The 13,331-nt window shown below is 58.7% G+C and carries 14 protein-coding genes; 5 read left to right on the top strand and 9 right to left on the bottom strand.

Features of this window, described 5'->3' with window-relative positions:
• The first annotated feature begins 2 nt into the window (after positions 1-2).
• Together queC and AD930_RS01615 are read left to right on the top strand one after the other, a co-directional pair.
• Positions 3-731, top strand: coding sequence for a 7-cyano-7-deazaguanine synthase QueC (gene queC, locus AD930_RS01620; protein WP_061504860.1), 729 nt, complete (start codon positions 3-5; stop codon positions 729-731).
• The gene (locus AD930_RS01615; protein WP_061504859.1) at positions 724-1,248 is read left to right on the top strand and encodes a 6-pyruvoyl trahydropterin synthase family protein; all 525 of its coding nucleotides are present in this window, start codon (positions 724-726) and stop codon (positions 1,246-1,248) included. Before queC ends, AD930_RS01615 begins: the two co-directional genes overlap by 8 nt.
• Before the next feature lie 103 nt (positions 1,249-1,351).
• On the opposite strand, the gene AD930_RS01610 is transcribed toward AD930_RS01615, so the two are convergent.
• Positions 1,352-2,851 carry a malate:quinone oxidoreductase gene (locus AD930_RS01610; protein WP_061504876.1) on the bottom strand — a complete coding sequence of 500 codons (1,500 nt, stop codon included), beginning with the start codon at positions 2,849-2,851 and terminating at the stop codon, positions 1,352-1,354.
• Between the two features lie 257 nt (positions 2,852-3,108).
• Here AD930_RS01610 and AD930_RS01605 point away from each other — a divergent pair, with 257 nt between their 5' ends.
• The gene (locus AD930_RS01605; RefSeq protein ID WP_061503175.1) at positions 3,109-3,540 is read left to right on the top strand and encodes an OsmC family protein; all 432 of its coding nucleotides are present in this window, start codon (positions 3,109-3,111) and stop codon (positions 3,538-3,540) included.
• 3 nt (positions 3,541-3,543) lie between these two features.
• On the opposite strand, the gene aroC is transcribed toward AD930_RS01605, so the two are convergent.
• A complete protein-coding gene (aroC, locus tag AD930_RS01600; protein ID WP_061503177.1) occupies positions 3,544-4,614 on the bottom strand; it encodes a chorismate synthase in 1,071 nt (356 codons plus the stop codon).
• Between the two features lie 8 nt (positions 4,615-4,622).
• Positions 4,623-5,462, bottom strand: coding sequence for an enoyl-ACP reductase FabI (fabI, locus tag AD930_RS01595; protein ID WP_043552559.1), 840 nt, complete (start codon positions 5,460-5,462; stop codon positions 4,623-4,625).
• Between the two features lie 168 nt (positions 5,463-5,630).
• On the opposite strand from fabI, the gene pdxH reads away from it, so the two are divergent.
• Both pdxH and AD930_RS01585 read left to right on the top strand, forming a co-directional pair.
• Positions 5,631-6,266: a pyridoxamine 5'-phosphate oxidase gene (gene pdxH, locus AD930_RS01590; protein WP_061504875.1), complete on the top strand. Its 636-nt coding sequence runs from the start codon at positions 5,631-5,633 to the stop codon at positions 6,264-6,266.
• Positions 6,267-6,329: 63 nt separating this feature from the next.
• Positions 6,330-7,208, top strand: a complete 879-nt coding sequence (locus AD930_RS01585) for a universal stress protein (protein WP_061491823.1) — start codon at positions 6,330-6,332, stop codon at positions 7,206-7,208.
• Between the two features lie 146 nt (positions 7,209-7,354).
• Here the strand turns inward: AD930_RS01585 and AD930_RS01580 are convergent, their stop codons facing one another.
• Genes AD930_RS01580 through AD930_RS01555 form a run of 6 tightly spaced genes read right to left on the bottom strand, consistent with a single transcriptional unit; the run spans position 7,355 to position 13,326 of the window.
• Complete coding sequence (locus AD930_RS01580; protein ID WP_061504858.1) at positions 7,355-8,158, bottom strand: MBL fold metallo-hydrolase; 804 nt, start codon at positions 8,156-8,158, stop codon at positions 7,355-7,357.
• A gap of 18 nt (positions 8,159-8,176) precedes the next feature.
• Positions 8,177-8,965, bottom strand: a complete 789-nt coding sequence (locus tag AD930_RS01575) for a TatD family hydrolase (protein ID WP_061504857.1) — start codon at positions 8,963-8,965, stop codon at positions 8,177-8,179.
• 11 nt (positions 8,966-8,976) lie between these two features.
• Positions 8,977-10,518 carry a methionine--tRNA ligase gene (gene metG / locus AD930_RS01570; RefSeq protein WP_061504856.1) on the bottom strand — a complete coding sequence of 514 codons (1,542 nt, stop codon included), beginning with the start codon at positions 10,516-10,518 and terminating at the stop codon, positions 8,977-8,979.
• Positions 10,515-11,462 carry a DNA polymerase III subunit delta' gene (locus AD930_RS01565; protein ID WP_061504855.1) on the bottom strand — a complete coding sequence of 316 codons (948 nt, stop codon included), beginning with the start codon at positions 11,460-11,462 and terminating at the stop codon, positions 10,515-10,517. The genes metG and AD930_RS01565 overlap by 4 nt, the downstream gene beginning before the upstream one ends.
• 4 nt (positions 11,463-11,466) lie before the next feature.
• Positions 11,467-12,105, bottom strand: a complete 639-nt coding sequence (tmk, locus tag AD930_RS01560) for a dTMP kinase (RefSeq protein ID WP_061504854.1) — start codon at positions 12,103-12,105, stop codon at positions 11,467-11,469.
• Positions 12,106-12,108: 3 nt separating this feature from the next.
• Positions 12,109-13,326 (bottom strand): D-alanyl-D-alanine carboxypeptidase family protein, encoded by a 1,218-nt coding sequence (locus tag AD930_RS01555; RefSeq protein WP_061503190.1) that lies wholly within the window; start codon positions 13,324-13,326, stop codon positions 12,109-12,111.
• Positions 13,327-13,331 lie beyond the last annotated feature (5 nt).

Genomic DNA, 13,331 nt, shown 5'->3' with positions numbered 1-13,331 from the left:
CCATGTCTACTCCCGCACGTGCCTCTGAAGAAGCTGCTCTGGTCCTGTTTTCCGGCGGCCAGGATTCCGCCACCTGTCTGGCATGGGCCCTCGCCCGCTTTGGGCGGGTGGAAACGCTGGGGTTTGATTACGGGCAGCGCCATGCTGTGGAACTGGAATGCCGTGAAACCCTGCGGGACGGCTTGCGCGCGCAAAATCCCCTCTGGAAAGACCGGCTGGGCATGGACCACACCCTTGCTCTGGGGGCGCTCGGCGATATTTCTGAAACGGCGCTGACGCGTAATGCGGAAATCGCCATGGAAAAAGATGGCCTCCCGAATACCTTCGTGCCGGGCCGCAACATCATTTTCCTGACCTTTGCCGCAGCCCTCGCTGCCCGCCGGGGTATTCGCCACATTGTCACCGGCGTGTGTGAGACGGATTATTCCGGCTACCCCGACTGCCGGGATGACACCATCAAGGCTGTACAGGTCGCCCTGAATCTTGGCATGGACTCACGCTACGTGCTGCACACACCACTGATGTGGATTGATAAAGCCGAAACCTGGAAACTGGCTAAAGAGCTGGGCGGAACCCCGCTTGTGTCCCTGATTAATCAGGAAAGCCACACCTGTTATCTGGGGGACCGCGGCACCATGCACCCGTGGGGGCATGGATGTGGAGAATGCCCCGCCTGCGCCCTGCGTCGCGCCGGGTGGGAAGACTATGTGGCGGAGAAGACCGATGCCTGATCTGGTCTTTACCCGTCGCTTTTCCATGGGCCACCGCCTGATCCACGGAGCCAGTGAATCCTGTGCCTTGCCTCATGGACACAATGAATTTGTCACAGTGCGCCTTAGCCCCACCACGCACACGCGGCTGGATGGAAAAGGCAATATGCCCGTCTCTTTCCAGCGGGCAAAAAGCACGTGGCATCGCTTTGTGGATGAAAAGCTGGATCACGCATTACAACTGGCGGAAGATGACCCGCTGCTGGCATGGTTTCAGGCCAACGAGCCGGCACGCGCACAGCGTATTGTCATCACGCCAGGTGACCCGACAACGGAACTGATGGTTTGCCTGATGATGGCGAAACTCAGCGCCTTTTTACGGGCTGATGGCGACATGCTCCGCTGCACGGAAGTCTCGTTGCAGGAAACGCCAACCAATACCGTAACCTTCAGCGGCAACCCGGACGACATGATCCCGGCCGTCCGATCCCCTGAGGCCTGCTGGTGGCACCGTGCGGACATGTCGATTTCCGACTGACGGCAGCACCTTTTAATTCTGCACCCGATTTTTTATCGGAGGTTTCTAATATCCCATGCTGCGCACCAGTGTTTTGTGGCGCGCAGCACGGGAAGAAAAAACCTCAGTCGTCAGCCAGTTGCAGAACCTTCGTGGTTTTATCCCGCAGTTCGGCGCACAGATCCGGGTTATTGGCCAGCGTCTGACCATAAGACGGGATCATGGCTTTCAGTTTTGCATCCCATTCCGGCAGCTTCTCGGCAAAACATTTTTTCAGCACGGTCAGCATAATCGGCGCGGCCGTAGAGGCTCCGGGAGAGGCCCCAAGTAGCGCGGCAATCGAGCCATCCTGGCTGGAAATGACTTCCGTACCAAACTGCAGAACGCCGCCCTTCTGGGCGTCTTTCTTGATAATCTGCACGCGCTGGCCAGCCACCACCAGTTCCCAGTCCTTGGAGCGTGCGGTAGGCACAAAGTCACGCAGAGCGTTCATCCGCTCACTATTGGACTGCATGACCTGCTCAATCAGATATTTGGTCAGCGCCCAGTTATCCCGTGCGACGGACAGGATGGCCTTGATATTATCAGGCCGGATGGAACGCGGCAGATCCATCAAAGACCCGTGCTTGAGGAAACGGGTTGAGAAGCCCGCATACGGCCCAAACAGCAGCGCGGGCTTGCCGTCAATCATGCGGGTGTCCAGATGCGGCACGGACATAGGCGGCGCACCAACAGAGGCCTTGCCGTAAACCTTTGCCCGATGCTGCGCCACAATCTCCGGGTTGGTGCAGCGCAGGAACTGGCCGCTGACCGGGAACCCACCCACTCCTTTAGCTTCCGGGATGCCCGTCTTCTGGAGCAGAGACAGCGCACCGCCCCCGGCCCCAATAAACACAAAGCGGGCATTGATTGTGCGCTGGGTGTTGAGCCGCAGGTCCTGCACCAGAATCTGCCACCGGCCATCCGGGCCGCGCTTGATATTCAGAACATCATGTTTGGTATGCAGGGTGCAGCCTGCTGTTTCTGTCAGGTAACTGAACAGCAGGCGCGTCAACGCGCCGTAGTTCACATCCGTCCCGTTCAGGCTCCGCGTCACGGCCAGAGGCTGGCCCGGTGGCCGAGCCTGCATGACAAGCGGCATCCACTGCGCCATCTGAGCGGGATCTTCAGAATATTCCATGCCAGAGAACAGCGGGTGTGCGTTCAGGGCCTCATGGCGCTTACGCAGAAAGGCAACATTGGCCTCTCCCCAGACAAAGCTCATATGTGGCACAGGCGTAATAAAATCACGCGGAGAGGCGATAATGTCTTTTTCAACCAGATGGGACCAGAACTGGCGCGAGATCTGGAACGCCTCATTCACCGCAACAGCTTTGCTGATATCCACGCTGCCATCGGCTTTCTGCGGCGTATAATTCAGCTCACACAGAGCGGAATGGCCGGTGCCCGCATTGTTCCACGCGTCCGAACTTTCTTCCGCCACGCTATCCAGACGCTCAAAAATGCTGATGCGCCAGTCCGGCTGTAACTGCCGGAGAAACACCCCAAGGGTGGCGCTCATCACGCCCCCACCAATCAGGGCGACATCAACGGATGAAGAAGAATCGGTCGTGGTGGAACTCATCATGGTCTCCGCATTATCAGCCCATTTCTTCCCATCGGAAGCAGGAGACGGGCAGAAGGTCTTTCCCGCATGCCGTGGTTCCCGCTCCGGTGCAAGAGCGGGCGTGAGGTAACCCGTGTGGTTATGCGCATATCCTATGCCACATTTTCAGTCCGGCACGGTTCTCATCTCTGCGAGAGCGGAGCAGCATTGCGTGAACTTAACGGCTGAGGCCGCGTTCTGTGCACTCTCCGCCCGACGAAGAAAAGGATGATATCATGGCTATCAAAAAACATGGCTTTGCCCACTGGGAAGGCACCATCAAAGAAGGGCGCGGCACTATTTCCACGGAAAGCCATGCCCTTGAAAACCAGCCTTACGGTTTTAATACGCGCTTTGAGGGCAAGCCGGGCACTAACCCGGAAGAGCTGCTGGGTGCTGCGCACGCTGCCTGTTTTTCCATGGCGCTCTCCCTCATTCTGGGAGAGGCCGGTCTGACAGCAAAATCCATCGACACCACAGCCGAAGTGAGCCTGAACAAGGCGGCTGATGGATTTGAGATTGATGCCGTGGCCCTCAAGCTGGAAGCCGAAGTGCCGGGTGCGACGCCGGAACAGTTTGAAGAACTGGCCAATAAGGCCAAAACCGGCTGCCCGGTCTCCAAACTGTTCAAGGCCAACATCACGCTGGACGCAAAACTGATTGGCTAAGATTTAGCCAACCTGTCCGCGATGCCGCAAAAGATGGTCTGCCAGCACGCAGGCCATCATGGCTTCCCCTACGGGCACAGCACGAATCCCAACGCACGGGTCGTGCCGCCCTTTGGTAATGACGTCTTTATTCTGGCCGTCACGGGTCACAGATGGCACCGGCGCCAGCATGGAACTGGTCGGCTTGACCGCAAACCGCGCCACAATCGGCTGGCCGCTGGAAATACCCCCCAGAATGCCACCGGCATGGTTTGCTCCGAAGGTAATCTCGCCATCCTGCATGGAGAGGGGGTCAGCATTCTCAAGCCCAGTCAGGGCGGCAGATGCAAACCCGTCGCCAATTTCCACGCCTTTGACGGCATTGATGCTCATCAGAGCAGCAGCCAGATCGGAATCCAGTTTGCCGTAAACCGGCGCACCAAGACCGGGCGGAACACCTTCGGCCACAACTTCAATCACCGCACCGATGGAAAGCCCCGCCTTGCGGATGCCTGCCAGATACTCTTCCCATTCCGGCACGCAGGCTGCGTCCGGGCAGAAGAACGGATTACGGGTCACCTCATCCCAGTCCCAGCGAGACCGGTCGATTTTGTGCGGACCAAGCTGCACCAAAGCACCGCGAATACGCACGCCCTGCCCTAGCACCTGCCGCGCCACAGCACCTGCTGCCACCCGGCACGCTGTCTCACGCGCGGAAGACCGGCCGCCGCCACGATAGTCGCGGATACCGTATTTCAGGTCATACGTCAGATCCGCATGGCCGGGGCGATAAGTCTGAGCAATATCGCCGTAGTCGCGGGACCGCTGGTCCGTGTTTTCAATCAGCAGGGAAATCGGGGTGCCCGTTGTCTGCCCTTCAAACACACCAGAGAGGATACGCACGGCATCCGGCTCCTTGCGCTGCGTGGTAAAGGCAGACTGACCGGGTCGCCGCTGGTCCAGAAACGGCTGAATATCAGCCTCTGTCAGAGGCAGGCGGGGCGGACAACCATCCACTACACAGCCAATGGCCGGTCCATGGCTTTCACCCCAGGTGGTGACGCGAAAAAGATGGCCAAAGCTGTTGTAGGACACAGTAAACCTCAGTCGCCTGCTACAGAGATATCCGGAGCCGTGGGGTTTTTCATGCCCACAATGTTATAGCCGCAATCCACATGATGGATTTCACCCGTCACGCCGGAAGACAGGTCAGAGAGCATATAAAGCCCTGCACCGCCCACTTCTTCCAGAGCCACGTTGCGTTCCAGCGGCGCATTATACTGGTTCCACTTCAGAATGTAGCGGAAATCGCCAATGCCGCTGGCAGCCAGCGTCTTGATGGGGCCAGCAGAAATGCCGTTGACGCGAATACCATCACGGCCCAGATCGGCTGCCATATACCGTACGGAGGCTTCCAGAGCTGCCTTGGCAACACCCATCACATTATAATGCGGCATTACGCGCTCAGCGCCCAGATAGGTGAGAGTCAGCAGAGAACCGCCATCCTTCATCAGAGCAGAGGCCCGCTGGGCGACTGCGGTAAAGGAGAAGCAGGAAATATCCATAGCCGTCAGGAACGCCTCACGCGGGGTATCGACATACCGCCCACGCAGGAACTGCTTATCGGCCCAGCCAATAGCATGCACCACAAAGTCGAGCTTGCCCCAAGTCTTCTCCAGCGTGGCAAACAGCTCATCCAGAGCAGCCTCATCCGTTACGTCACACGGCAGAACCAGAGAGGCCCCGATGCTTTCCGCCAGCGGCTTGACGCGCTTGCCCAGTGCTTCCCCCTGATAGGTGAACGCCATCTCACCACCCTGAGCCGCAACGGCCTGTGCAATACCCCAGGCAATGGAACGATCATTGGCAACACCCATTACCAGACCTTTTTTGCCCTGCATCAATGTTCCCTGGGCGGGCAATGTGGTGTTGTTGGAAGACATGCTGTGACCTCGACCTGTCTGTTGAGTGTGCTCTAAAAACTGTAGCGGTTGGTCGCATACCACAGCCTGCTAAACAAGACCAAAGCGCTAGCGTAACGCTTCAAACCATTCTTGCCTTTCGATACAAAGCGTGAAGAGCGGCTTTATTCGATGCTGAAAGAACAGGGTATGACTGAATCGACTTCCACTCCCTCCCCGGCCTCCTCGCCAGCACTGATTGACCTTACGGCCGATCCGTTCACTCTGTTTTCCGAATGGATGCACGAGGCTGAAAAAACCGAACCCTCAGACCCGAACGCCATGGTCGTTGCCACCAGCACGCCCAATGGCCACCCGTCAGCCCGTATTGTGCTGCTGAAGGGCATGGATCGGCGCGGGTTTGTTTTCTACACCAATCATGACAGCCGCAAGGGGAATGAACTGGCGGAAAATCCGCATGTCGCCTTGCTGTTTCACTGGAAGAGCCTGCGCCGGCAGATCCGGATTGAAGGCACAGTGACGCCGGTCACCACGGAAGAATCGGATGCCTATTTTGCGAGTCGGAGCCGTATCTCCCGCATGGGTGCTGTTGCGTCTGATCAGTCCCGCCCGCTGGCGGACCGCGCCATTTTTGAGCGACGCCTGAAGGATGTTGAAGCCCGTTACGAGGGGCAGGATCTCATTCCGCGTCCGGAAAACTGGTCCGGCTACCGGGTAGAGCCAACCTGTTTTGAGTTCTGGCAGGAAAGACCCTACCGCCTGCATGATCGCGCAACATGGACGCGCGACGGAAACCACTGGAATGTCACGCGTTTATATCCATAACTCTCACGGAACAGGTTACCCGGTCGGCCAGCCCGATTCTTATCAACGCGGAGAACAAGAACAATGAAAGACGTCCGTAAAATCCTGCTCCCCATGGTCAGCACTTCCAATGGGGAAGCCGCGCTGATTCGGGGCTACAATTTTGCCCGCCGCTTTGGGGCGCATCTGGCTGTGTTGCATGTGCGCCCGGATGGCCGGGATATTGCGCCACTGGCAGGCGAAGGCCTGTCCGGCGCAATGGTGGAAGATCTGATGCGCACCGCCGAGCATGAAAGCTCGCGCCATGCGCATGAAGTGCGCGCCCTGTTTGAACGCTTTGTGGCGACGCATCCGGATATTGAAGTGATTTCCCCTCACTCCGTTTTTCCGTGGGACAAACCGAGCATCAGCTTCAACATCCTGAACGGAGCGGAAAGTGAGATTGTGCCCTCTCACGCCCGCCTGTCAGACTTCACGCTGGTGCCGCACCCGGATTCCGGCGCTGAGGTCTCGTCTTCAGAAACGCTCCATGCGGTTCTGTTTGATAGTGGCCGACCTGTTGTGATCGCGCCCCGCACGCCCCCCAAAGGCATGATTAAGCGCGTCTGCATTGGGTGGAACGGAACGGCTGAATCCTCCTCCTCTCTGCGTGGCGCTCTGGCATGGGCTCAGACGGCGGAAGCTGTGCGGGTTCTGCATTGTGAGGATTATCAGCGGCGCGGCCCCAAGGCGCGCGATGTGATCGACTATCTTTCTTTCCACGGCATCAAAGCCGACTCTGTCGAGTTCCCCCCGGTTGACCGGGATGTTGGCAAAGGTCTGCTGGCCGCCTGCCACGATTTTGATGCTGATATGCTGGCCATGGGGGCCTATTCCCACTCCCGCCTGCGCCAGCTCATTCTGGGCGGTGTGACCCGTTATATTCTGGAGCATGCCGATCTGACGGTGCTGATGAGCCGGTAAAACCTGTTTTTTTAGCGGGCTTCAGGGCCTCCAGTAGGTAATAAAATACCCACGGACTGCATAAGAGTCCGGGGGTATATTTTCATTCAACATTGCCAGTTTATAGCAGCCAGTCTCCTTCCAGAGCGCTGACCGCAAAACGACCCTCAGGCTTTTTCCGGGTCAGGCAGCGTAAAGCTCAGGCCATCGCATGCGGCTTCGACCCCGTCCGGCAGATTGGCCTGCATCCATGCCCAGTCCATATCCGGCCCCAGATGCGTCAGAATCAAACGGCGCGGCTGGATACGGTCCTTCCATTCCAGCACCCGGTCCAGCCAGGCGTGCGCGCTATGCGGTTCCTTCTGGAAGCAATCAACAATCCACGTATCCACCCCGGCCAGCACGTCGAACGAGGCTTCAGGCAGTTCCACAACGTCTGTGCTGTAAGCAAAATCCCCGCACCGCAGACCTGATGACGGGATACGCCCGTGGCTTTGCTCAAACAGCGAGACCTTGTAGCCGCCCATCACCACATCCCCCTGCAACGGCACCGGATGCGCTTCCACCACCGCGCGAAAGAAATGTGGCGGGGTCCAGGGCTGGAACACGTAGTTAAAGCGTGTCTGGATTTCCTCCAGAACGGAGGGGGTGCCGTAGGCCGTAATTGGCTGCTTCACCACACGGTTGATGCCCCGCACCTCATCCAGCCCGGCAATATGGTCGGCATGGGCATGGGTGTAGAAAATGGATTTGAAGGCGCTGATCCCGTGCGTCAGCAACTGCGCACGAATATCCGGCCCGGTATCCACCAGAATGCCTTCCCCGTCTTCCATCTGAATAAAAATCGAAGCACGGGTGCGGATATTCCGGGGTTCAGTCGGGTCACATTGCCCCCAGATGCCGTGGCCGTCTTCACCGCCGAGCATGGGAACACCGGCGGACCCGCCGCACCCCAGAATTGTCACCTTCATACCGTCTGTCTTTCCTGCTCAGACCGCCTTACGGAAGAGACGGAAAAAATTATCGGTCGTCATCTGTGTGAAATCAGCCAGATCCTGCCCACGCTCCTGCGCGAGGCAGGCGGCTGTATAGGCCACGTAAGCCGGTTCATTCCGCTTCCCACGGCGCGGCACGGGCGCCAGATACGGAGAATCGGTTTCGACCAGAATGCGGTCTGCCGGCAGGTCCCGCGCAACTTCGCGGTATTCCCCGCACTTCGGGAAGGTCGCAATCCCGGAAAAACTGACATAACCGCCCAGATCCACCACGCATCGCGCCAGTTCAACACTGGAGGCAAAACAATGCAGCAGGATAGGGAAAGCCCCTTTTGCTGATTCGTCCCGCAAAATCTGCGCCACGTCCTCATCCGCCTGCCGGGCATGGATGATAATGGGCACATTCAGCGCACGGGCGGCCCCAATATGTCGCCGGAAGCTCTCCTGCTGGAGCGGTCTGACCTCTTCCACACCATGGAAATAGTCCAGACCACTTTCGCCAATTCCCACGACGTTTGGCACATCTGCGATTGCAACAATCTCGTCCACAGACGGCACCGGCACTTCTTCAACATGGTCCGGGTGCGTGCCAACCGTGCACCATACCCGCACGTCTGGCGTGTTGAAGGTCGTCAGACGTTTCTGCTCATCCGCCCGGGCCAGACGGGTGCCGATGGTCACCATCCCGGCAACGCCGGCCTCTTTGGCCGCCGTCAGCAGAGCGGGCAGTTCATCATCCGTGTAGTGATCCAGATGACAATGGGAATCGATCAGTCCAGTCATACTCGTCTCATTCACGCGGGGTCAGCGGCTTCGACATAGCGCGGGAAAATCCCCTGCGGCGCAGGCAGCTGACGGCCTCCCGGCAGCGGCGTTTCCAGAGCCGCAAAGGTACGCTCCTCTTCCGTCACGCCAAGCTGGGTCAGCATCCGATCCATGCTGTGCGGCATGTAGGGCTGGAGCATGGTGGCAATTCCGCGCAGGGCATCCACCAGCACGCGCAGCACATCGCTCATCCGTTCCGGGTCGGTCTTTTTGAGCGCCCACGGGGCCTGATGATCAATATAGGCATTGCAGGCGCGGATGACTTTCCACACATCTTCCAGCGCATCCGTCAGAGCACATCGGTCCAGCTGGCTGGCCATTAGTTCCGGCAAGACGGCCACGTGGTTCAGAAGCTGCGTGTCTTCTTCCGTCAGCGTCCGACGTTCTGGCAGAACGCCCCCACAGTTGCGGGCCACCAGAGACAGCGTGCGCTGGGCCAGATTACCCAGATCATTCGCCAGTTCAATATTATTCCGCATAATCAGAGACTTGCGAGACAGATCGCTATCACCACCAAAGGGTACTTCCCGCAGCAGGAAGAAGCGCACGGCATCCAGCCCGAACTCTTTCACCAGATCACGCGGGTCCACCACATTGCCCAGAGATTTGCTCATCTTCTGGCCTTCAACAGTCCACCAGCCGTTTGCAAAAATCTTCTTCGGCAGTTCAATCCCAGCAGCCATCAGGAAGGCGGGCCAGTAAATGGCGTGGAAGCGAGCGATATCCTTCCCCACCAGATGCTGGCTGGCAGGCCAGAACCGGGCACGCGGCGCGGATGTATCCGGGTAGTCCAGTGCGCTGAGATAGTTCGCCAGCGCGTCGAACCAAACATACATCACATGCTTATCGTCACCCGGCACCGGGATACCCCAGTTGAAGCTGGTGCGGCTGATGGACAGATCCCGCAGCCCCTGCTTCACAAAGCTGACGATCTCCCGCTTCATGCCATGCGGGCCAAGGAAGTCCGGGTTTGCCTCGTAATAGGCTAGCAGACGGTCCTGAAAATCAGACAGCCGGAAGAAGTAAGACGGCTCCTTCACCCACTCGACAGGCGCGCCTGTCGGGGCGACTTTCTGACCATCCGGCCCCTCAATCAGCTCGTCTTCCCCATAGAAGCATTCATCGCGCAGGGCATACCAGCCCTCATACGCCCCCAGATAAATGGCATTATTTTCCGCCACTTTCTGCCACAGAGCCTGCGCGCCCTTGATGTGGCGCGGCTCCGTGGTGCGGATATAATCATCGTAGGAAATGGCCATGGCGTCCGCCATGCTGCGGAAGTCATCAGACACCCGGTCGGCAAACGCCTTGGGTTCCACGCCCGCAGCCTGCGCAGCCTGCTCTACTTTCTGGCCATGCTCATCAGTGCCGGTCAGAAAAAACACATCATCTCCGGCCAGACGATGGAACCGTGCCAGCACATCCGCAGCAATGGAGGTGTAGGCATGGCCAATGTGCGGCGCGCCATTCACATAATAAATCGGGGTCGTGACGTAGAAAGGGCGGGTCATGCAATGCTCGCAATAGTCATGGCTTCGAGAAGTGTTTCCTGTTTATCGAGATTAAAGCGTTCCGTCTCGCTTTGAAGACGCATGATCGCTTCCCATGCGTCTGCCAGCGCAACGCACGCGGCATTTCCCTGCCGGGCGGCCTGACGTGCACGTTCCTGAAGAAAATCTGATAACAGACTGAAAAATAAATTAAAACCGCCATCCTTACGGAGAACGATTTCGGCAATTTCATAGCCTCGGCTGGCCGAAGTCCCATTAAGGGTTTCTTCCACCAGACTGGCAATCTGACCATTCTGATCAGCCAGAAACGCCGCAGCGCGCCCTGGTGCACCGTGGGCTGCCGCCTGCACGCGGCTGATTTCTTCAGCGGAGGCCTCGGGCTGGATCTCCCGCAACACGGCCATCATGTCCATGCTGTCCAGCGGCTCCAGTTCCAGCCTGCGGCACCGGCTCCGAATGGTGGGTAGCAGACGCCCCGGTGCTGAGCAGGTTAGCAGCAGCACCGCCGCTGGGGGCGGTTCTTCGAGAATTTTCAGCAGCGCGTTGGCCGCACTCCGGTTGAGCCATTCTGCGCCATCCACAATCACAACGCGCCAGCCCCCTTCTGCTGCCGTACGGCGCAGAAAGGCATTAATGGGGCGTACCTCGTCCGCGACAATCTCACCGCGATAGCGCTGCTTTTTTTCATCAAAACTGCGGCTGACGACCAGAAGGTCCGCATGCGTGGCAGCAGAAATTCGCCGCCCTGCCGGGCTTTCCGGCTCTTCTCCGCCCAGAATCATCCGGGCGAGACGGAAAGCAAAGGTCGCCTTGCCAATGCCCGGTGGCCCGGTAATCAGCCAGGCATGCGGCAGACGCCCGTTTTCAAAAATCTTACGAAACGCCTGCAGAGGCTCTGCATGCCCATGCAGGTGCAAGGAGGCCTGACGCGGGTCACTCTGCACCGGCTTAAGCCTGCGCGATGTGAGAAAGAATATCTTTCACAATCAGACTGTTAATCTCTTCAGCTGAATGCGCATCCGTCTGCAGCCTGCGGATCCGCCCGGTATTCTGCCGAGCAATTTCCCGGAACCCGGCGCTGACCCGCGCATGAAACGCCTCGTCGGACTGCTCATACCGGTCCACCGGGGCACCGCGCGCAGCAAGCCGCAAACGGGCTACGTCCCGTGGTGCTTCCAGAAGAAAAGTCACGTCCGGGTCACGCCCCAACTGGCTTTGCAGGCGGGAGATCATATCCAGCACGTCCGGCTCACCTTCCGCACGCCCATAGCCCTGATAGGCCATGGTGGAATCCGTAAACCGATCACAGATCACAATCTGCCCTTCGGCCAGTGCCGGCGTGATCATCTGATCCAGATGGTCAGCACGGGCCGCAAAATGCGTCAGGATTTCAGCCCGCAGGGAGAGCGGATTTTTGCCAAACAGCAAAAGCTGCCGCAAATCTTCCGCCCCCGGAGAGCCGCCCGGCTCCCGCGTGGTCAGAACATCATGCCCCAGAGAAGCCAGAGCGGAGTGCAACAGGCGGAGCTGGGTGGATTTCCCCACCCCCTCGCTGCCTTCCAGTGTAACAAACAAACCCTTTGCCATGGCTCAGAGGTGCAGACGGCGCGCTGCACGCCCCAGAACACCCAAAGCCGGCACACTCTGCCCGGCTACCACTGGCACCAGCGCCTGTCGGCCACCCGGCAGCATAACGGTCAACTGCCCGACTGGCTGCCCCTGCTGAATAGGAGCCGCCAGCGGCCCCTGATAATCCAGAGACAGATGGGTCCCGTTCCGCCAGCCGTGCGGCAGCATCATGGTGAAGTCCTGCGCAGCTACCAGCGGAACGGTCTGGCTTGCCCCCATCCAGACGGGTGCCTGTTCCAGAACATCGCCCTTGGAGACGATGGTTGCAGACTCGAAGTTTGCAAAGGCCCAGCCCATCAGGCGTTCACCCTCACGCGCACGCGCACCATCTGTCGGCAGACCGTTAATGGCCATGATGACCCGGTGACCGTCACGCTCAGACGACGCACACAGACCAAATCCGCCCGCATCCGTGTGGCCGGTCTTCAGGCCGTCAGCCAGCCCTTTAACAACCAGCGCGTTGCGGTTTGTCTGATGGATCTTGTTGAAGAAAAACTCTTTTTCCGAGAAATAATGGTAATATTCCGGGAAATCATGGATCAGCCGCAGAGCCAGATAGGCGACATCCCGGGCTGTCATGTAGTGGTTTTCCGCAGGCCAGCCCGTCGCGTTCATAAAGTGGGAATTGGTCAGCCCCAGCTTGCCCGCCATGTCATTCATCAGCGTGACAAACTGTTCTTCAGACCCGGAAATCCCTTCCGCCAGCACGATGCAGGCATCGTTGCCGGACTGAATAACCATGCCCTGAATAAGGTCCTGCACGGGGATGCTCTGCCCCAGCGGCACGAACATGCGGGAGCCCTGCATCCGCCAGGCGCGTTCGCTTACCGGCAGCGCCTGATCCAGCCGCAGGCGGCCAGCCTTAAGCATGCTGAACGTGACATAAGCCGTCATCATCTTTGTCAGAGAGGACGGCGGCATGCGTTCATCCGCTGCTTTTTCAAGCAGGGTCGCGCCACTCTTATAGTCAATAATACACGCCCAGCGCGCCAGTGTATCCAGCGGGCCGACAGGCGTGGTCGCAGGTGTTTGCGCTACTCCATCAGGCTGAGGCGCCGCAGCGGCGGGAGCAGCCGCATGCGGGTGCGCTCCTTTTGGCTTGCGGGCAAAAGCAGTCAGAGAATAACTACCTGAGAGGAGGGCTGCGCCCCCTGCGAGAAGAAACCGTCGAGTTTGCACGTTCT

This window comes from Acetobacter malorum (assembly GCF_001580615.1).
Lineage (GTDB): Bacteria > Pseudomonadota > Alphaproteobacteria > Acetobacterales > Acetobacteraceae > Acetobacter > Acetobacter malorum.
This window is presented reverse-complemented; position numbering and strand designations above follow the sequence as displayed.